The sequence below is a fragment of the Mycobacterium decipiens genome (assembly GCF_963853665.1).
GTDB lineage: Bacteria > Actinomycetota > Actinomycetes > Mycobacteriales > Mycobacteriaceae > Mycobacterium > Mycobacterium decipiens.
This window is the reverse complement of the sequence record NZ_OY970459.1, coordinates 4,286,887-4,305,495: the sequence shown is the minus strand read 5'-3', so window position 1 is coordinate 4,305,495 and position 18,609 is coordinate 4,286,887. Positions and strand designations below refer to the sequence as shown.

The 18,609-nt window shown below is 64.9% G+C and carries 15 protein-coding genes; 9 read left to right on the top strand and 6 right to left on the bottom strand.

Annotation, left to right across the window (positions count from 1 at the left end):
* Nucleotides 1-20 precede the first annotated feature (20 nt).
* Together AADZ55_RS19020 and AADZ55_RS19015 are read right to left on the bottom strand one after the other, a co-directional pair.
* Nucleotides 21-1,097: a diacylglycerol kinase gene (locus AADZ55_RS19020; protein ID WP_085324993.1), complete on the bottom strand. Its 1,077-nt coding sequence runs from the start codon at nt 1,095-1,097 to the stop codon at nt 21-23.
* Nucleotides 1,098-1,124: 27 nt separating this feature from the next.
* Nucleotides 1,125-1,916: an SDR family oxidoreductase gene (locus AADZ55_RS19015; protein WP_085324994.1), complete on the bottom strand. Its 792-nt coding sequence runs from the start codon at nt 1,914-1,916 to the stop codon at nt 1,125-1,127.
* Nucleotides 1,917-2,136: 220 nt separating this feature from the next.
* Here AADZ55_RS19015 and pstS (AADZ55_RS19010) point away from each other — a divergent pair, with 220 nt between their 5' ends.
* From pstS (AADZ55_RS19010) to pstA (AADZ55_RS19000), 3 genes are read left to right on the top strand one after another with little or no spacing between them, the layout of a single operon-like run.
* The gene (gene pstS / locus AADZ55_RS19010; protein ID WP_085324995.1) at nt 2,137-3,249 is read left to right on the top strand and encodes a phosphate ABC transporter substrate-binding protein PstS; all 1,113 of its coding nucleotides are present in this window, start codon (nt 2,137-2,139) and stop codon (nt 3,247-3,249) included.
* A 12-nt stretch (nt 3,250-3,261) separates the two neighbouring features.
* On the top strand, nt 3,262-4,236 hold the full coding sequence (pstC, locus tag AADZ55_RS19005) for a phosphate ABC transporter permease subunit PstC (RefSeq protein WP_085324996.1): 975 nt from the start codon (nt 3,262-3,264) through the stop codon (nt 4,234-4,236).
* Entirely contained in the window at nt 4,233-5,147 is a 915-nt protein-coding gene (gene pstA / locus AADZ55_RS19000) for a phosphate ABC transporter permease PstA (protein ID WP_085324997.1), read from the top strand. Before pstC (AADZ55_RS19005) ends, pstA (AADZ55_RS19000) begins: the two co-directional genes overlap by 4 nt.
* Nucleotides 5,148-5,173: 26 nt before the next feature.
* Here pstA (AADZ55_RS19000) and AADZ55_RS18995 read toward each other — a convergent pair whose 3' ends face one another.
* Together AADZ55_RS18995 and pstS (AADZ55_RS18990) are read right to left on the bottom strand one after the other, a co-directional pair.
* Nucleotides 5,174-7,198, bottom strand: coding sequence for a serine/threonine-protein kinase PknD (locus AADZ55_RS18995; RefSeq protein ID WP_119184957.1), 2,025 nt, complete (start codon nt 7,196-7,198; stop codon nt 5,174-5,176).
* A 21-nt stretch (nt 7,199-7,219) separates the two neighbouring features.
* Nucleotides 7,220-8,332 (bottom strand): phosphate ABC transporter substrate-binding protein PstS, encoded by a 1,113-nt coding sequence (pstS, locus tag AADZ55_RS18990; protein ID WP_085324999.1) that lies wholly within the window; start codon nt 8,330-8,332, stop codon nt 7,220-7,222.
* A gap of 166 nt (nt 8,333-8,498) precedes the next feature.
* Here pstS (AADZ55_RS18990) and AADZ55_RS18985 point away from each other — a divergent pair, with 166 nt between their 5' ends.
* From AADZ55_RS18985 to pstA (AADZ55_RS18970), 4 genes are read left to right on the top strand one after another with little or no spacing between them, the layout of a single operon-like run.
* Complete coding sequence (locus AADZ55_RS18985) at nt 8,499-9,359, top strand: phosphate ABC transporter ATP-binding protein (protein WP_085325000.1); 861 nt, start codon at nt 8,499-8,501, stop codon at nt 9,357-9,359.
* A gap of 20 nt (nt 9,360-9,379) precedes the next feature.
* Entirely contained in the window at nt 9,380-10,504 is a 1,125-nt protein-coding gene (gene pstS / locus AADZ55_RS18980) for a phosphate ABC transporter substrate-binding protein PstS (RefSeq protein ID WP_085325001.1), read from the top strand.
* Between the two features lie 56 nt (nt 10,505-10,560).
* Nucleotides 10,561-11,577, top strand: a complete 1,017-nt coding sequence (gene pstC / locus AADZ55_RS18975; RefSeq protein WP_085325002.1) for a phosphate ABC transporter permease subunit PstC — start codon at nt 10,561-10,563, stop codon at nt 11,575-11,577.
* A 1-nt stretch (nt 11,578) separates the two neighbouring features.
* A complete protein-coding gene (gene pstA / locus AADZ55_RS18970) occupies nt 11,579-12,484 on the top strand; it encodes a phosphate ABC transporter permease PstA (RefSeq protein WP_085325003.1) in 906 nt (301 codons plus the stop codon).
* 10 nt (nt 12,485-12,494) lie between these two features.
* Here pstA (AADZ55_RS18970) and AADZ55_RS18965 read toward each other — a convergent pair whose 3' ends face one another.
* Entirely contained in the window at nt 12,495-13,313 is an 819-nt protein-coding gene (locus AADZ55_RS18965; protein WP_085325004.1) for a Ku protein, read from the bottom strand.
* 138 nt (nt 13,314-13,451) lie between these two features.
* Nucleotides 13,452-14,369 carry a carbohydrate kinase family protein gene (locus tag AADZ55_RS18960; protein WP_085325005.1) on the bottom strand — a complete coding sequence of 306 codons (918 nt, stop codon included), beginning with the start codon at nt 14,367-14,369 and terminating at the stop codon, nt 13,452-13,454.
* 22 nt (nt 14,370-14,391) lie between these two features.
* On the opposite strand from AADZ55_RS18960, the gene AADZ55_RS18955 reads away from it, so the two are divergent.
* Nucleotides 14,392-16,650, top strand: a complete 2,259-nt coding sequence (locus tag AADZ55_RS18955; protein ID WP_085325099.1) for an ATP-dependent DNA ligase — start codon at nt 14,392-14,394, stop codon at nt 16,648-16,650.
* Nucleotides 16,647-18,581: a fumarylacetoacetate hydrolase family protein gene (locus AADZ55_RS18950; protein WP_085325006.1), complete on the top strand. Its 1,935-nt coding sequence runs from the start codon at nt 16,647-16,649 to the stop codon at nt 18,579-18,581. Before AADZ55_RS18955 ends, AADZ55_RS18950 begins: the two co-directional genes overlap by 4 nt.
* The last annotated feature ends 28 nt before the right edge of the window (nt 18,582-18,609 follow it).

The following is an 18,609-nucleotide window of genomic DNA, read 5'->3' as shown; positions in this document are numbered from 1 at the left end:
CCGGATGATGGCCTCGGTTGTCAGGCCGGAGCGTACCGCCCCCGGCCGGTGACCAGGGGTAGGTCCAGTGTTGTCCGGATGCCGGGCTCCGCGGCAACGACGGCTGGGATGGCGTTGACGATCCGCATCGCGGTCGCGACCAGTCCGGCGTGGTTGTGGTCGCCCCGTCGGCTGCGCAGGCAGACGTCCATGGTGTAAGAGGGTTCGCCGGTGACGTCGATCCGGTAAGAGCCGCCGGGCTGGGCGGGCTGCGACCACGACGGACACAGGTCCGCGCGTAACCGGGTGACGTGTTCCAGCACGACGGCAGGTGTGCCGCCGACCATCCCGCGCACCTCGAAGCGCAGCGCGGCGGCGCTGCCCTTGGAAATGTGACCCGACGCGATGTCGAAGGCCTCCGGCGCCGGCTCCCGCACATACGTCTCGGTGACTTCGTCCAGCGAAATGCCAAGGCCCGCAGCGAGTTGGTGGACCACCGATCCCCAGGCCAGGCTTAGCACACCGGTTTGCAGCAGCATCGGGATCTCGTCCATCGGCTTTCCGAAGCCCATCAATTCGAACATGACCACCGCGCTGTCATAGGTCGCGTAGTCGACTATCTCCATGCAACGCACCTGCTGGACACTCTGACAGGTGCCGGCCAATACCATCGGCAACAGGTCGTTGGCGAAACCCGGATCGATGCCGTTGACGTACAGACTTGAATTGCCTTCGCGCGCGGCGTCTTCCAAAGGCTTGATCAGCTCCTCGGGGATCACCTGCCACGGATACTGCAAAAAAACAGGGCCGCTGCCGACGATATTGACCCCTGCCGCCAGGACGCGGCGGTAGTCTTCCAGGGCCTCGGGCAGCCGATTGTCGGCCATCGCGTTGTACACGGCACAGCGCGGCCCGGTGGCGAGCACCGCGTCCAGATCGGTGCTGGCCTTAACACCTGTCGAATCCGCTAGTCCGGCAAGCTCCGCCGCATCCTTGCCGGCTTTGGCGGCCGACGATACCCAGACTCCGGTGAGCTCGAACTCCGGATTGGTGATGAGCGCCCGTAGCGAGTGCACGCCGACGTTGCCGGTGCCCAGTTGGATGACGGGTATGGCCATGACTGGCTCCTTAGTGGTGGCCACGATTCACAGGTCCGGAATCCGAAGGTCGAGATTTGGGCAGGTGAGGCCGCCATCGACCTCCAATGTTTTGCCGGTCAGGAAGCCGCCGGCTGGAGATGCTAAATACACTGCCGCGGCTGCGATGTCGACGGGATCACCGAGGCGGCGCATCGGTGTCGCCCGTTCCATCGATGCGCGCAGCTCGTCGTTGGAGGCCACCACTTCCAGCGCCGAGGTGGTGATGGCCCCCGGTGCGATCGCGTTGACCCGGATGCGCGGGCACAGGTCCAGCGCGGCCAGCCGGGTGTAATGAGCCAGCGCGGCTTTGGCGGTGCCGTAGGCGGCGAAACCACGTCCGGCCAGCCGGCCCATGACGGAGCTGATGTTGATCACGTTGCCGCCCCCGGAGTGTTCGAGCATCAATGGCACCGCCGCGACGGTCAGCGCGTGCGCGGTGCCGACATTGAAGGTAAACGCGTCCTTGAGGTCTTTGGTCGAGGTGGTCAGCAGCGTGTTCGGCATGGTGCCGCCGACGTTATTGACGACGATGTCCAGCTTCCCGAAGGCCTCGACCGCCGCACCGGCCAGCTGTGCGGTCGCCTCGGGATGGGCCAGATCCGCGGCAACGACGTGTGCTCGGCGCCCGATGGCGCGGATCGGCTCGGCGACGGCGTCAAGTTCGGATTGGGTTCGCGACGCGATGACGACATCCGCGCCGGCCTCGGCGAAGGCGAACGCGATGGCTGCGCCGATGCCCCGGCCGCCGCCGGTGATGACGGCGACCTTGTCGTCGAGACGGAACATGTCCAGGATCACTGCGGCCTCGCTTCAGTTGTCAGCCGAAACGGCAGTGTCCTCCCGTCCGGGTGGGGCTTTACTGCAACAGGTTCTAGTTTGTCACAGTGGCGCCGAAATGTAACGGTATGGTTACTTGTTGCTGATGTAACCTCAAGGCTGCGAGGAGGACGGCGGGTTGGCGACGCCGCGGCTTACGGGCGGCGGCGAGCATGTTTCATCTCTACCGTTAGGAACTGAATTGAAACTCAACCGATTTGGCGCCGCGCTGAGTGTCCTGGCTACTGGCGCACTGGCGTTGTCGGCGTGTGGCAGTGACAGCAACGTGGCCGGGGGAGGTGCGACGACGGGCCAGGCGTCGACGAAGGTCAGTTGCGGGGGGAAGAAGACGCTCAAAGCCAGCGGGTCGACGGCCCAGGCCAACGCGATGACCCGGTTTATCAATGTGTTCGAGCAGGCCTGCCCCGGTCAGACCCTCAACTACACGGCCAATGGTTCGGGTGCGGGGATCAGCGAATTCAATGGCAACCAAACCGATTTCGGTGGCTCTGACGTCCCGCTGAGCAAGGACGAGGCCGCAGCGGCGCAGCAGCGGTGCGGCTCACCGGCGTGGAACCTGCCGGTGGTGTTCGGCCCGATCGCGGTTACCTTCAACCTCAACACCGTTACCTCGCTGAATCTGGACGGTCCCACGTTGGCGAAGATCTTCAAAGGCTCCATCACGCAGTGGAACCATCCCGCCATCCAGGCGCTGAACCGGGACTTCACGCTGCCAGGTGAGCAGATTCATGTGGTGTTCCGCAGCGACGAATCGGGGACCACGGACAACTTCCAGAGGTACCTAGCGGCCGCGTCCAACGGTGCGTGGGACAAGGGCGCCGGCAAGTCGTTCCAGGGCGGCGTCGGCGAGGGGGCCAGGGGCAACGATGGAACGTCCGCGGCCATCAGGAACACCCAAGGGTCGATTACCTACAACGAGTGGTCGTTCGCCCAGGCGCAGCGCCTGACCATGGCCAAGATCATCACGTCGGCGGGTCCGGATCCGGTGGCGATCAGTGTCGACTCGGTCGGCCAGACGATTGCCGGGGCCACCATCTCCGGTCAGGGCAACGACCTGGTGCTCGACACGGACTCGTTCTACCGGCCGAAGCGTCCCGGCTCCTACCCGATCGTGCTCGCGACGTATGAAGTCGTCTGCTCGAAATATCCTGACTCCCAGGTTGGCACCGCGGTGAAGGCGTTCTTGCAGAGTACGATCGGCGCCGGTCAGAATGGCTTGGCGGACAACGGATATATCCCGATTCCGGACGACTTCAAGTCGAGACTGTCGACTGCGGTCAACGCGATCGCCTGATCTGAGGTCGACGTGGTCACGGACCCGCTGGCAAAGCCTGCGCTAGTGGCAGTCAATACGCGTGCCGCACGGCGGGGGGAGTGGCTATTCAAGTTGGCAGCGTCGGCTGCCGGTTCGACGATCGTCATCGCGATCCTGCTGATAGCGATATTCCTGTTGGTCCGCGCGATACCGTCGTTGAGCGCGAACCACGTCAACTTCTTCACCAGCGCCCAATTCGACACGTCCGACGATGAGCGGTTGGCGTTCGGGATCCGTGACTTGTTCATGGTCACGGTACTAAGTTCGATAACCGCTCTGGCTTTGGCCGTGCCGGTGGCCGTCGGGGTCGCGGTATTCATCACCCAATATGCGCCGAAGCGGCTGTCGCGTCCGTTCGGCGCGATGGTAGATCTGCTGGCCGCGGTGCCGTCGATCATCTTCGGGTTGTGGGGGATCTTTGTGCTGGCGCCCAAGCTGGAGCCGATCGCGAGGTTTCTCAACCGCAACCTGGGCTGGTTGTTCCTGTTCAAACAGGGCAACGTTTCGTTGGCCGGCGGCGGCACGATCTTTACCGCGGGCATCGTGCTCTCGGTGATGATCCTGCCGATCGTCACATCGATATCGCGAGAAGTGTTCCGGCAGACCCCGCTGATCCAGATCGAAGCGGCCCAGGCGCTGGGTGCGACGAAATGGGAGGTGGTGCGCATGACAGTGCTGCCGTTCGGTCGAAGCGGGGTCGTCGCGGCGTCCATGCTGGGTTTGGGCCGGGCTCTGGGCGAAACCGTGGCTGTGCTGATCATCCTGCGCTCGGCCGCCCAGCCGGGGAACTGGTCGTTGTTCGATGGCGGTTACACCTTCGCTTCCAAGATCGCTTCCGCGGCTTCAGAATTCAGCGAACCGCTGCCGACCGGAGCCTATATTTCGGCAGGATTTGCGCTATTCGTGCTGACGTTCCTGGTCAACGCGGCCGCTCGCGCGATCGCAGGCGGGAAGGTCAACGGATGAGCCCCCCGACGAGCTCCGAGGCGCTGGACCGGCCGGTCAAGACGATGATGTTTCGTTCGCTCAGCCTGCGCCGGCGGATCGAGAACAGCGCCGCGACAATGCTTTTCTTCACCTCGTTTGTCGTCGCGTTGATACCGTTGGTCTGGCTGCTTTGGGTGGTAATTGCACGCGGCTGGTTCGCCATCACCCGGTCGGGCTGGTGGACCCACTCATTGCGCGGTGTGCTGCCAGAGCAATTGGCCGGTGGGGTGTATCACGCACTGTACGGCACGCTGGTGCAGGCCGGGGTGGCCGCCGTGCTGGCCGTGCCGCTGGGCTTAATGACCGCGGTTTACCTGGTGGAGTACGGCACTGGCCGAATGGCGCGGGTGACTACGTTCATGGTCGACGTGCTTGCCGGCGTGCCCTCGATCGTGGCGGCGTTGTTCGTCTTCAGCCTGTGGATCGCCACCCTGGGATTTCAGCAGAGCGCATTCGCCGTGGCGTTGGCGTTGGTCCTGCTGATGCTGCCGGTGGTGGTTCGGGCAGGCGAGGAGATGCTCCGGTTGGTGCCCGATGAACTTCGAGAAGCCAGCTACGCGTTGGGTGTTCCGAAATGGAAGACGATCGTGCGGATCGTTATCCCGATCGCGATGCCGGGCATCGTATCCGGCGTCCTGCTGTCGATCGCGCGTGTCATTGGCGAAACCGCACCGGTTCTGGTGTTGGTCGGGTACAGCCACTCCATCAACCTGGACATCTTCCACGGCAACATGGCCTCGCTGCCGTTGCTGATCTACACCGAACTCACCAATCCCGAGCGCGCCGGTTTCCTGCGCGTCTGGGGCGCGGCGCTGACCCTGATCATCGTGGTCGCCGCGATCAACCTGATCGCGGCGATGATCCGGTTCGTCGCAACCCGACGGCGGTGACCGCCTCCTTCTCACGCCGAGGGGGCTCAGGGCGCGAGTTTCACCACCCGGTCATTGCCGCGATCGGCAACGTAGACCGACCCGTCCTTGTCCACTGCCACCGCGAGGGGGGTGTTGAGGCCGGTGAACGGTAGCACCGTGGAGCTGGTCGACCCGGCAACCAGTTTCGCCACCTGGTTGTTGTTGTGCTCGGTGACGTAGACGGTACCGGCGTCGTCCACGGCGATCCCCCACGGCGCGCTGATGCCGGTGAATGGCAGCACGACCTGGTTGTTCGACCCGGCCTCCAGCTTGACCACCCTGTTGTTGTCGGTGTCGGTGACATAGACGTTGAGGGAGTTGTCCACCGCCACCCCATCTGGGTCCTTGAGGCCGTCAAACGGCAGCACGGTCTGGGTTTTGGACCCGGCCGCCAACTTCACCACCCTGCTGTTGCCGCGGTCCGCGACATAGACCGTGCCCTGGGTGTCCACCGCCAGGCCCTCAGGGTAGTTGAGCCCGTCGAACGGCAGCACGGTCTGATTGTTGGACCCGGCCGCCAAGGTCACCACTCGGTTGTTGAAATCGGTGACGTATACGGTGCCGGCGCCGTCCACCGCCAACCCCTGGGGCTGGTACAGCCCGTTGAACGGCAACACCGTCGTGCTGCTCGATCCGGCGGCCAACTTCACCACTCGGCCGTACATGCCCTCACTGGTGACGTAGACACTGCCGGTGCTGTCCACCGCCACGCCACTCGGGGAGAGGCGGAAGTCGATGCCGGTAAACGGCAACACGATCTGTCCGGACGCCTGCTTCGGCGATGACGATGGTCGCAGGACCAGGTAGCCGGCGACGGCGGCGATGGCGACCACCACCACCGCGACCGCGCCGACAACGGCCCACAACTTCCGCTTGTTGCGGGGCTGCGCGCCGTCGTGTCCCAAGCTGTGCTGGGGCGCGTTCGGCTCCTGGCCAAACATGGGTGTACCCGGATGGCTGACGGATGGGAAGTGCCCGGGCTGGCTGGGCCAGCTTCCGCTGCCGCCGCCCACCGACACGGGTCCGGCCACCGTCTCGGAGCCGGGCGACCACGGCGCGGCATCTGAGGTCTGCGGGCTGACGCCCGGCCCGGTACCACCGGGCCCTGACCGGATCAAGCCCGAATCATCCTGGTTGGCCAGCAAGCTTGCGTTGTCGCCGCGCCGCAGAATCGTGGTGGCCTGATGTTGCTCGGGTGTGGTGAGCGCGTCGTGGGCCGCGATGGCCAGATCACCGGCGCTCATAAAGCGCTCCTCGGGGTTTTTGGCCATGCCCCTGGCGATCACTTGGTCTAAGGCCGGCGGCACTCGCCCGGGTCGCAACTGGCTGGGCTGCGGGGCGGGGTCCATCAGATGTGCGGCGATCAGCCGTTCAACCGTACCGGCCCGATATGGTGGGCTCCCGGTCAAACACTCACCCAGCACACACGCCAACGCATAGATATCTGCGCGATAGGTGACCTCATTGCCGGTGAACCGTTCCGGGGCCATGTAGTTGTAGGTACCCACGGCGGTCCCGGCCTGGGTCAGCCCCGGGTCGGATACGGCGCGGGCAATACCGAAATCCACCAGATAGGCAAAGTCGCTCGCGGTGACCAGAATGTTTTCCGGTTTCACGTCGCGGTGCGTTACGCCGTTGGCATGCGCGGCATCCAGAGCCGCGGCGATCTGCCGTACAACGGCAACGGCTCGGGCCGGCGTCAGCGGACCATACTGCGTCAAAAGGGCGCGCAGAGAGGTGCCGTCGATCATGCGCATCTCCACGAAGAACTGTCCGTCGATCTCGCCGTAGTCATGGATCGGCACGATGTGTGGCTCGGTCAGCCGTCCCGCGGTGTCGGCCTCGCGTTGCATGCGCGCGCGAAACACCGCGTTGTCGGAGTACTGCGCCGAAATCATCTTCAGCGCCACCACCCGATGCTTGCGGGTGTCCTCGGCCTCATAGACCTCGCCCATCCCGCCTCGGCCTAGCAGCCGCAATAGCTGATACGGCCCAAATCGCGACCCCACCCGCGAAACGGCTTCGCTCACCGTCGAGTTCCCTTCACCTGATCAAGAAATTGCATTCACCGCGGTCGCCAATTTTGCTTGGAACGATTTAGGCAACGGAATGGAGCCGTACTGGTCCAGGCCATCTTGGCCGGGACCAATCGCGGCCTGCATAAACGCCCTTACCGCCGTTGCGGTCGAGGAATCCGGGTACTTCGAGCAGACGATCTCATAGGTCGCCAGCACGATCGGGTAGGCGCCGGGCTGGGTGGGCTTGTAGAACGACGACGTGTCCAGTACCAGGTCATTGCCCTGTCCCATGATCTTGGCACCGGCGATCGTCTTACCTACTGACTCGGTGGTGATCGGCACCGGATCCGGACCCGCCGACGTGATGATCTGGGCAATGTTCAACTGCTTGCCCACCGCGAACGACCACTCGTTGTAGGTGATCGACCCGTCCGTCGTCTGCAGCAGGGCCGAGGTGCCGTTGTTCCCACTGGCGCCAACGCCGACACCCCCGTTGAACGTTTCGCTGGCGCCTTTGCCCCAGGCCCCGTCGGATGCGCCGTCGAGGTATTTCTGGAAGTTGTCCGACGTACCCGACTTGTCGCTGCGGAAGATGACGTTAACCGGTGTCGGCGGCAACTCGGTGCCGGAGTTGAGCGCTTGGATTGCCGGGTCATCCCACCTGGTGATGGTGCCGTTGAAGATCTTGGCGGTGGTGGGCCCGTCCAGATTCAGCGTGTTCACGCCCTTGATGTTGAAGGTGACGGCGATCGGGCCGAACACCGTCGGCAGATCCCATGCCGGGGAACCGCACCGCTCCGCCGCCCTATCCGGTTGACCGGTCGATGGATTCAACGGGACATCGGAGCCCGCGAAATCGGTTTCGTTGTTGAGGAACTGTGCGACTCCGGCGCCGGAACCGTTTGCGTTGTAGTCCAACGTGTAACCCGGGCAGGATCGGACGTAGGCATAGACGAACTGTTCCATCGCATTCTCTTGCGCGGTCGACCCGCTGGAGTGGAGTTCCTTCTTGCCGCCGCAGTGCACCGACGAAGACGTAGGGCTTGATCCCGACGACGAGGTGTTGCTGGCACCGCCGCATGCCACTAGCACCAGCGTGGCGGCAGCCAGCAGGCTTAGTGCTGCGCCGGATCGGGCGAACTTCACGCAACTCCTCTCGAGAGGGTCGCGGTGGCGAATGCACTCATCTCACCACCGGCTGCGGCCGAGCCGCAGACGTCCTGATCATAAAATCCTAGCCCGCCGGATGGGCTGGTCGATATCAAGGGTCGACGGCGAGCTTTGCCTCAGCAACTTGTAGTACCCTGCGCCGATGGCGTGTGAACGGCTCGGCGTCGAGACCGGTGCCGCTGATGCCGATGTCGCTGCCCCAGCCATGGCGGCCGTGAACCTCACCCTCGGTTTCGGCGCCAAAACCGTGCTCGACCAGGTGACCATGGACTTTTCTGCCCGTGCGGTGACGTCCTTGATGGGACCGACCGGCTCGGGCAAGACGACCTTCCTGCGCACCCTGAACCGGATGAACGACAAGGTCTCCGGTTACCGCTACACCGGTGATGTCCTGTTGGGCGGACGCAGCATCTTCAAGCACCGCGACGTGATGGAGTTTCGCCGCACGGTCGGCATGCTGTTCCAGCGTCCCAATCCGTTCCCGATGTCGATCATGGACAACGTGGTCGCCGGTGTACGTGCCCACAAACTAGTGCCACGCAAGGAGTTCGACAGTGTTGCCGAGGCGCGCCTTACCGAGGTCGGCCTGTGGAATGCGGTCAAGGATCGGCTGCGCGATTCGCCGTTCCGACTCTCCGGTGGTCAGCAGCAATTGTTGTGCCTGGCCCGTACGCTTGCGGTGAATCCGGAGGTGTTGCTGCTCGACGAGCCCACCTCGTCGCTGGACCCGACCACCACGGAGAAGATCGAAGAGCTCATCCGATCGCTCGCCGACCGCCTCACCGTGATCATCGTGACCCATAACCTTGCCCAGGCCGCCCGCATCAGTGACCGTGCGGCCTTGTTCTTTGACGGCAGGCTGGTGGAGGAAGGGCCCACCGACCAGCTGTTTTCGTCGCCCAAGCATGCGGAAACAGCTCGTTATGTCTCCGGACTGTTCGGCGACCGCAGCCCCCGAAATGTCGGCGGTGCCGCGGACGTAACTGGCGGAAATGAGAAGTAGAAGTAGAGGAAGGGTATGCAGTGAAAACTCGATTGCGTGCGCTGTTGTCCGTATCGGCCGTTGCGCCGCTGATCCTGGCTGCGGCGGGATGTGGTTCGAACTCAACAGGCGGTTCGTCTGGAGCCGGTGACACCGCCGGCACCGTCGCGACCACCCCGGCGACGTCGCAGGTGACGTTGGCGGAGACCGGGAGCACGCTGCTGTACCCGCTGTTCAACCTGTGGGGCCCGGCCTTTCACCAGAAGTATCCGAACGTCACGATCACCACTCAGGGCACCGGTTCGGGTACTGGGATCGCGCAGGCCGCCGCCGGGACGGTCAACATCGGGGCCTCCGATGCGTACCTATCCGAGGGGGATATGGCCGCGCACAAGGGGTTGATGAACATCGCGCTAGCCATTTCCGCTCAGCAGGTCAACTACAACCTGCCCGGTGTGACCGAGCACCTCAAGCTGAACGGCAAGGTACTGGCGGCCATGTACCAGGGCACCGTCAAAACCTGGAACGACCCGCAGATCGCAGGGCTCAACCCCGGCGTGAACCTGCCCGACACCCCGGTGGTCCCGCTGCACCGGTCCGACGGGTCCGGTGACACCTTCCTGTTCACCCAGTACCTGTCCAAGCAAGATCCCGACGGCTGGGGTAAGTCGCCCGGCTTCGGCACCACCGTCGACTTCCCCGCGGTGCCGGGTGCGCTGGGTGAAAACGGCAATGGCGGCATGGTAACCGGCTGCGCCGAGACCCCGGGCTGCGTGGCCTATATCGGCATCAGCTTCCTCGACCAGGCCAAGCAACGAGGCCTCGGCGAGGCCCAACTTGGCAACAGCTCCGGTAACTTCCTGCTGCCCGATGCGCAAAGCATTAAGGCTGGGGCCGCCGGCTTCGCCTCGAAAACCCCTGCGAACCAGGCGATTTCGATGATCGACGGGCCCGCCCCGGACGGCTACCCGATCATCAACTACGAGTACGCCATCGTCAGCAACCGTCAGAAGGACGCCGCCACCGCGCAGACGGTGCAAGCATTTCTGCACTGGGCGATTACCGATGGCAACAACGCCTCGTTCCTCGACCAGGTTCACTTTCAGCCGCTGCCGCCCGAGGTGGTGAAGTTGTCCGACGCTCAGATCGCGACGATTTCCAGCTAGAGTTGACCTCCACTCGACAACAGCCGTCAGCGGGCAACAAGGCTCCGCTTCGGAGCATGCTGGCCCGCGCTCGTGACGTCGGCCGCGCGGGTGTGGCCATCCGGTGGCTGGGCGGGATAGGCGCGGTGATCCCGCTGGCCGCGCTCATCTTCGTGCTGGTGATTCTGCTCATCGAGGCGATGGGCGCAATCAGGCTCAACGGGCTGCATTTTTTCACCGCCACCGAATGGAACCCGGGCAACACCTACGGTGCCACAGTTGTCACCGACGGTGTCCCGCATCCGGTCGGTGCCTACTACGGGGCATTGCCGCTGATCGTCGGGACGCTGGCGAGCTCGGCAATCGCCCTGATTATCGCGGTGCCGGTGTCTATCGGAGCGGCGCTGGTGATCGTCGAACGGCTGCCGAAACGGGTGGCCGCGGCCGTGGGAATGGTGCTCGAGTTGCTCGCCGGAATCCCCAGTGTCGTGGTCGGCTTGTGGGGGGCGATGACGTTCGGGCCGTTCATCGCCCATCGGATCGCTCCCCTGATCGCACGCAACGCTCCCGATGTGCCAGTGCTGGACTACTTCCGCGGCGACACCGGCAACGGGGAAGGCATGTTGGTGTCCGGTCTGGTGTTGGCGGTGATGGTGATTCCCATCGTCGCCACCACGACGCGCGATCTGTTCCGACAGGTGCCGTTGCTGCCTCGCGAGGGCGCGATCGCGCTGGGGATGTCGAAGTGGGAGTGTGCGCGCCGGGTCACCCTGCCGTGGGTGTCCAGCGGCATCATCGGTGCGGTGGTTCTGGGCCTTGGACGTGCGCTCGGGGAGACGATGGCCGTAGCCATGGTGTCCGGTGCGGTGTTGGGTGCGATGCCCGCCAACATCTACTCGACCATGACAACGATCGCCGCCACCATCGTGTCGCAGCTGGATTCGGCGATGACCGATTCCACCAACTTCGCGGTCAAGACTCTCGCCGAGGTGGGTCTGGTGCTGATGGTGATCACGTTGCTGACGAATGTGGCCGCGCGCGGGATGGTTCGTCGGGTGTCGCGAACCGCGCTACCGGTGGGACGCGGTATCTGACATGGGGGAATCGGCTACGTCTGGGCCCACGCCGCTGCCGACGATGACCGCGCGACGGCGATCGGTCGCCTTACGGCGCAAGATCGTCGACGGGCTCTGGTGGACCGCATGCTTCTGCGGTCTGGCGGTGGTGATCGTCCCGACGTTGTGGATGCTGATCGGTGTCGTCAGCCGTGCATTGCCGGTTTTCGAGTGGAGTGTGCTGGTGCGCGACACGCAGGGCAACGGCGGCGGGTTGCGCAACGCCATCATCGGTACCGCGGTCCTGGGTATCGGGGTGCTGCTGGTGGGTGGCACCGTGAGCGTATTGACCGGGATATATCTGTCCGAATTCGCCGTCGGCAGAACACGCTCGTTGCTGCGGGGCGCCTATGAGGTGCTGTCCGGTATTCCGTCGATCGTGCTCGGCTATGTCGGCTATCTGGCCCTGGTGGTGCGCTTCGACTGGGGCTTTTCGTTGGCGGCCGGGGTGGTGGTGCTGTCGGTGATGAGCATCCCCTACATCGCCAAGGCCACCGAGTCCGCGCTGGGTCAGGTGCCGACGTCGTACCGGGAAGGGGCGGAGGCGCTTGGGCTACCGGCCGGCTGGACCCTGCGCAAGATCGTGCTGAAGACGGCGATGCCTGGGATCGTGACCGGGATGTTGGTCGCGCTTGCCCTGGCGATCGGCGAGACGGCGCCGCTGCTGTACACGGCGGGGTGGTCGAATTCGCTACCAACTGGCCAGCTCACCGACTCGCCGGTCGGCTATCTGACCTACCCAATTTGGACGTTCTATAACCAGCCGTCCAAGTCGGCCCAGGACCTGTCGTATGACGCGGCCTTGTTGCTGATCGTGTTCCTGCTGATGCTGATCGTCATCGGGCGGCTGATCAACTGGTTGTCACGGAGACGTTGGGAAGTTTGAGCAACCCCAGTTAGGACTTTGACCGCGCCTTGGCGCCCCCCGAACGCGCCTTCACGCTGGCCTCCAGCTTGGCGAGCAAGTCGGAGACGTCTTCGGTCTCATCCAGCTCGGTCGGTTGCTCCTCGGCGGTAAAGGCTTCCCCACCTTCGAGTTTGGCGTCGACCAGCTCCTGAAGCTGCTCTTGGTAGGTATCGTGGTAGCGGTCCGGGTTGAAGTCATCGGCCATCGAGTCCACCACCTGGCCGGCCATCTTGAGCTCCGCGGGTTTGATCTCCACCTTCTTGTCCAGCACGGGGAAGTCCGGGTCCCGGATCTCGTCGGGCCACAACAAGGTGTGCACCACCATCACCGCGCGCTTGCCGAAATCCTTGACCCGCAACGCCGCCAGCCGGGTCTTGTTGCGCAGGGTGAAATGCACGATCGCCATCCGGTCGGTTTCGGCGAGTGTCTTGGCCAGCAGCACATACGATTTGGACGACTTCGAATCAGGCTCCAAGAAGTAGCTGCGGTCGAACATCATCGGGTCGACGTCGGCGGCGGGGACGAACTCCAGCACCTCGATCTCCCGGCTGCGCTCTTCGGGCAAGGTGGCGATGTCGTCGTCCGTGATTACCACCATCTGGCCGTCGTCGGACTCGTAGGCCCGGGCGAGATCGCCGTAGTCGACCACCTCGCCACACACCTCGCAGACGCGCTTGTACCGGATGCGTCCGTTGTCCTTGGCGTGCACCTGATGGAACTTGATGTCGTGGTCTTCGGTGGCGCTGTACACCTTGACCGGCACGTTCACCAGCCCGAAGGCGATCGAACCCTTCCAGATGGAGCGCATGTAAGTCAGTATGCCCACATCGTTGTTCGTCTAACAGCGTTGCGTTCCGCCCGGCATCCGTGAGCGTAGCGCCCCGGAGAGACTCGCCCGAGATTTTCGCCGTGGCGATGCGCTCGCGGCCGATGTGAAATCTCTGGGCTACGAGTTGGATTGACGCTGCAGGGTTGCTCGATCCGGGAGGTCGGCGCCGGCGCGGGAGACGGTCAGCGCCGATGACAACGCCGCGGCTTCGAGCGCGGACGTCATGCCGTCCAGCCCGATACGACGCAGGTCGGCTCGCCGGCCGGCGCCCAACAGGCCCAGTTCCCATAGCGTGTCCAGCAGGCCGACCATGAAGGCGTCGCCGGCGCCGACGGTGTCCACCACCCGAACCGGCCGGGCGGGCACCCGGGCCGCGCCGGCCGCGCAGAACCCCAGCGCGCCCCGATCGCCCATGGTCAGCGTCACGATCGCGGGCCCCGATGCCAACCAGGTGCGGGCGGTGCGTTCGGGCGCGCGGTCGGGATAGATCCAGCGCAGATCCTCGTCGCTGACCTTGACGACGTCGCTGCGCTCGACGAGGTGTTCGATGCGGTCGCGGGCCAGATCCCGGTCGTCGATCAGCGACGGACGCACGTTGGGGTCGAAACTCAGGGTGGCCGACACCCGATAGGCGTGCAGCAGGGCCGCCACCGCCAAGCACCCAGGCTCGCGTATGGCGGCGATGGATCCGGTGTGCACGAAAAGCGGCGGCGCGACGGGTGGGGTGCCGGAGAGCTGCCAGTCCAGGTCAAAGGCATAACTGGCCGACCCGTCGGCGGCGATCGTGGCCCTGGCGGTAGGCGTGCGGGCGGCAGCGGTGCTACCCGGAACAAGAGTCGCGCCAGCGGCTTTGACGTAGTTGGTGATGTGTCTGCCGCGCGCATCGTGGCCGATGTGGGTCAGAAAGTCGACCGGGCGGCCGAGCCTGGCCAGCCCGACGGCAACATTCAACGGGCTGCCGCCGACGTGCTCGGTGGCCGCGGGGCGATCGACGACGTCGATCAGGGCTTCACCGATCACCAGTCCGCGCACCATGCCGACAGGTTACGTTGGCAGCATGGGTTCGGCGTCGGAGCATCGGGTGACGTTGACCAACGCCGACAAGGTGCTCTATCCCACCACCGGGACCACAAAGTCCGACATCTTCGACTACTACACCGGCGTCGTCGAAGTCATGCTCCCGCACCTCGCGGGGCGTCCGGCAACGCGCAAGCGCTGGCCCAACGGCGTCGATCAACCCTCGTTCTTCGAAAAACAGCTCGCTTCCTCGGCACCGCACTGGCTGTCGCGTGCCAGTGTGGCGCACCGGTCCGGGACGACGACCTATCCGATCATCGACAGCGCACCCGGGCTGGCCTGGATCGCACAACAGGCGGCCCTCGAGGTGCACGTGCCCCAGTGGCGATTCGTCGCCGAGTCCGGGTCCGGCGAGTTAAAGCCGGGCCCGGCAACGCGTTTGGTGTTCGACCTAGACCCGGGTGAAGGCGTGACGATGGCCGAGCTGGCCGAGGTGGCGCGCGCTGTCCGGGATCTGATCGCCGACATTGGGCTGATCACCTTCCCGGTCACCAGCGGCAGCAAGGGGTTGCATCTCTACACTCCGCTGGACGAACCGGTGAGCAGCAGGGGCGCCACGGTGTTGGCCAAACGCGTCGCGCAGCAATTGGAGAAGGCAATGCCCAAGTTGGTCACCTCGACCATGACCAAGAGCCTGCGGGCCGGGAAGGTGTTTCTGGACTGGAGCCAGAACAGCGGCTCGAAGACCACCATCGCGCCGTACTCGCTGCGTGGCCGGGAGCATCCGACGGTCGCAGCGCCGCGCGACTGGGAGGAACTTGGCGACCCCGAACTGCGTCAGCTCGGCTACGACGAGGTGCTGACCCGAATCGCCCGTGACGGCGATCTGCTCGAGCAGCTGGATGTCGACGCGCCCGTTTCAGACCGGTTGACCAGATACCGCAGCATGCGCGACGCGGCGAAGACTCCTGAGCCGGTGCCCAGATCGAAACCAGTTACCGGACATGACAATACGTTCGTCATCCAGGAGCACCATGCCCGTAGGCGCCACTACGACTTCCGGCTGGAACGCGACGGCGTGCTGGTGTCGTGGGCGGTGCCGAAAAACCTGCCCGACACCGCATCGGTCAACCACCTCGCGATACACACCGAGGACCACCCGCTGGAATACGCCACGTTCGAGGGCGCGATCCCCAAGGGGGAGTATGGCGCGGGCAAGGTCATCATCTGGGACTCCGGCACCTACGACACCGAGAAGTTCCACGACGACGAGATCATCGTGACCTTGCATGGCAGTCGGATCTCCGGGCGTTACGCGTTGATTAGGACCAACGGTGACCAGTGGCTCGCCCACCGCATGAAGGATCAGAAGGTGTTCGACTTCGGCGGGCTGGCCCCCATGCTGTCTACCTCCGGTACGGTGGCCGGCCTGAAGGCGAGCCAGTGGGCCTTTGAGGGCAAGTGGGACGGCTACCGGCTGCTGGTCGAGGCTGACCACGGCGGGGTGCGGCTGCGGTCCCGCAGCGGGCGTGATGTCACCGCCGAGTATGCCCAATTGCGGTCATTGGGGGACGGTCTCGCCGATCACCACGTGGTGCTCGACGGTGAGGCCGTCGCCCTCGACGAGGTCGGTGTGCCCAGCTTTACCGAGATGCAGAACCGGGGCCGCGGCACCGACGTCGAGTTCTGGGCGTTCGACCTGCTCTACTTGGACGGCCGGTCACTGCTGCGAGCCCGCTACCACGACCGGCGCCAGCTGCTCGAAACCCTGGGCAACGCAAGCGGTCTCACCGTCCCGCGATTGCTGCCCGGTGACGGTGACCATGCGCTGGAGTACTCGCGCAAGCACGGCTGGGAGGGCGTGGTCGCCAAGAGACGCGACTCCAGCTATCAGCCGGGCCGGCGCTCCGCGTCGTGGATCAAGGACAAGCACTGGAACACTCAGGAAGTCGTCATCGGCGGCTGGCGGGCCGGGGAAGGCGGGCGCGGCGGCGGCATCGGTGCACTGCTCATGGGCATCCCGGGCCCTGGCGGGCTGCATTTTGCCGGGCGGGTCGGCACCGGCTTCACCGAACGCGAGCTGACCAGCCTCAAGGCGACGTTGGCACCCCTGCATTCCGACGAATCCCCCTTCGACGAACCACTTCCCGTGCGCGACGCCAAGGGCGTCATGTTCGTCGAGCCTCGGTTGGTCGGGGAGGTGCGCTACAGCGAGTGGACCCCGGAGGGCCGGCTGCGTCAATCCAGCTGGCGCGGGCTGCGGACGGACAAGAAACCGAGTGAGGTGGTGCGCGAATGAAGTGGGTAACGTATCGAAGCGACCAAGGTGAACGAACCGGAGTGCTCTCCGGTGCTGCCATCCATGCGATGCCGCCGGGTGTGGCGCTGCTCGATCTGGTTGGGCGCGGCGCCGACGGGCTGCGCGAGGCCGGCGAGGAAGCGTTGCGATCACCTGCCGCGGTGGTTGGCCTAAACGAGGTTGCGCTGGCGGCGCCGATCCCCCGCCCGCCGTCGATCCGCGACTCGTTGTGCTTTCTGGACCACATGCGCAACTGCCAGGAGGCGATCGGAGGAGGCCGGGTGCTCATCGACACCTGGTACCGCATCCCGGCGTTCTACTTCGCGTGTCCAGCAACGGTTCTGGGACCCTACGACGACGCACCTACCGCGCCCGGAAGTGCTTGGCAAGACTTCGAATTGGAGATCGCGGCGGTTATCGGAACCGGCGGCAGCGACCTGACGGTCGAGCAGGCCGAGCAGTCGATCATCGGCTACACCATTTTCAATGACTGGTCCGCGCGGGACCTGCAGATGCTGGAGGGCCAGCTGCGCATCGGACAGGCCAAGGGCAAAGACAGCGGTGTCACCCTCGGCCCGTATCTGGTCACACCGGACGAGCTGGAGCCGTACCGACGCGACGGCAAGCTCAGCCTGCGGGTGACTGCGCGGGTCAACGACACCGTGATCGGCTCGGGGTCGACCGCCCAAATGGACTGGAGCTTCGGTGAAGTCATCTCCTACGCTTCGCGCGGAGTGACGTTGAACCCGGGTGACGTGTTCGGTTCTGGCACGGTGCCCACCTGCACGCTCGTCGAGCACCTGACGAAACCGGAATCATTCCCGGGCTGGCTGCACGACGGCGACGTGGTCACCCTGCAGGTCGAGGGGCTGGGCGAGACGCGGCAAACCGTTCGGACGAGCGGCACGCCGTTTCCATTGGCCGCTCGGCCGAATCCGGACGCCGAACCCGACCGGCGCGGGGTCAATCGGGCGCGGAGTCGGGTGACCTACACCCGTGGGCTGCACGAAGTCGCCGACCGGGTGTGGGCGTGGACGCTGCCGGACGGTGGGTACGGCTGGAGCAACGCTGGACTGGTGGCCGGGGACGGTGCGTCGCTGCTGGTGGACACGCTGTTCGACTTGGCACTGACCCGCGAGATGCTGGATGCGATGAAGCCGATCACCGCTTCCGCGCCTATCACCGATGCGCTGATCACCCATGCCAATGGTGATCACACGCACGGCAACCAACTGCTGGACCCTTCGGTGCGAATCATCGCGGCCAAGGGCACCGCCGAGGAGATTGCCCATGGGATGCGTCCCGAGATGCTGACGATGATCCAGACCACCGACCTCGGACCGATCGCGACGAAGTTCGTACGGGACCGCTTCGGGCACTTCGACTTCAGCGGCATCACGCTGCGCAACGCGGATCAGACGTTCGACCGCGAACTGACCATCGACGTCGGCGGTAGGCGGATCGATCTGCTCAACCTCGGTCCCGCGCACACAGCCGCCGACTCGGTGGTACACGTGCCCGACGCCGGTGTGTTGTTCGCCGGGGATCTGCTGTTCATCGGCTGCACCCCGATTGTGTGGGCCGGTCCGATCGCCAACTGGGTCGCAGCCTGCGACGCGATGATCGCGCTGGATGCGCCCACGGTGGTGCCCGGTCACGGTCCGGTCACCGACCCGGACGGCATCCGCGCCGTCCGCGGTTATCTCGTGCACGTCGCCGAACAAGCCGAGGCGGCCTACCGTAAGGGCCTGTCCTTCGCCGAGGCGATTGAGACCGTGGACCTCGGCGAGTACGCGACGTGGCTGGACTTCGAACGGGTCGTCGTCAACATCTACCAGCGCTACCGCGAACTGGACCCCGACCTCGCCCAGCAGGCCCCACTGGCGCTGCTGGTGATGCAGGCCGAATGGGCGGCGCGCCGCTCGGTTTGAACAGGGCAACGGGGATCACCCGTTCGTC

Excerpts from the sequence above, each read along its gene's own strand:
- pstA (WP_085325003.1), top strand. The coding sequence starts at position 11,579 with ATGGGGGAATCGGCTACGTCTGGGCCCACGCCGCTGCCGACGATGACC.
- AADZ55_RS18960 (WP_085325005.1), bottom strand. The coding sequence starts at position 14,369 with ATGGTGCGCGGACTGGTGATCGGTGAAGCCCTGATCGACGTCGTCGAT.
- pstC (WP_085325002.1), top strand. The coding sequence starts at position 10,561 with ATGCTGGCCCGCGCTCGTGACGTCGGCCGCGCGGGTGTGGCCATCCGG.
- AADZ55_RS18985 (WP_085325000.1), top strand. The coding sequence starts at position 8,499 with ATGGCGTGTGAACGGCTCGGCGTCGAGACCGGTGCCGCTGATGCCGAT.
- AADZ55_RS19020 (WP_085324993.1), bottom strand. The coding sequence starts at position 1,097 with ATGGCCATACCCGTCATCCAACTGGGCACCGGCAACGTCGGCGTGCAC.
- AADZ55_RS18965 (WP_085325004.1), bottom strand. The coding sequence starts at position 13,313 with ATGCGCTCCATCTGGAAGGGTTCGATCGCCTTCGGGCTGGTGAACGTG.
- AADZ55_RS18950 (WP_085325006.1), top strand. The coding sequence starts at position 16,647 with ATGAAGTGGGTAACGTATCGAAGCGACCAAGGTGAACGAACCGGAGTG.
- pstA (WP_085324997.1), top strand. The coding sequence starts at position 4,233 with ATGAGCCCCCCGACGAGCTCCGAGGCGCTGGACCGGCCGGTCAAGACG.
- AADZ55_RS18955 (WP_085325099.1), top strand. The coding sequence starts at position 14,392 with ATGGGTTCGGCGTCGGAGCATCGGGTGACGTTGACCAACGCCGACAAG.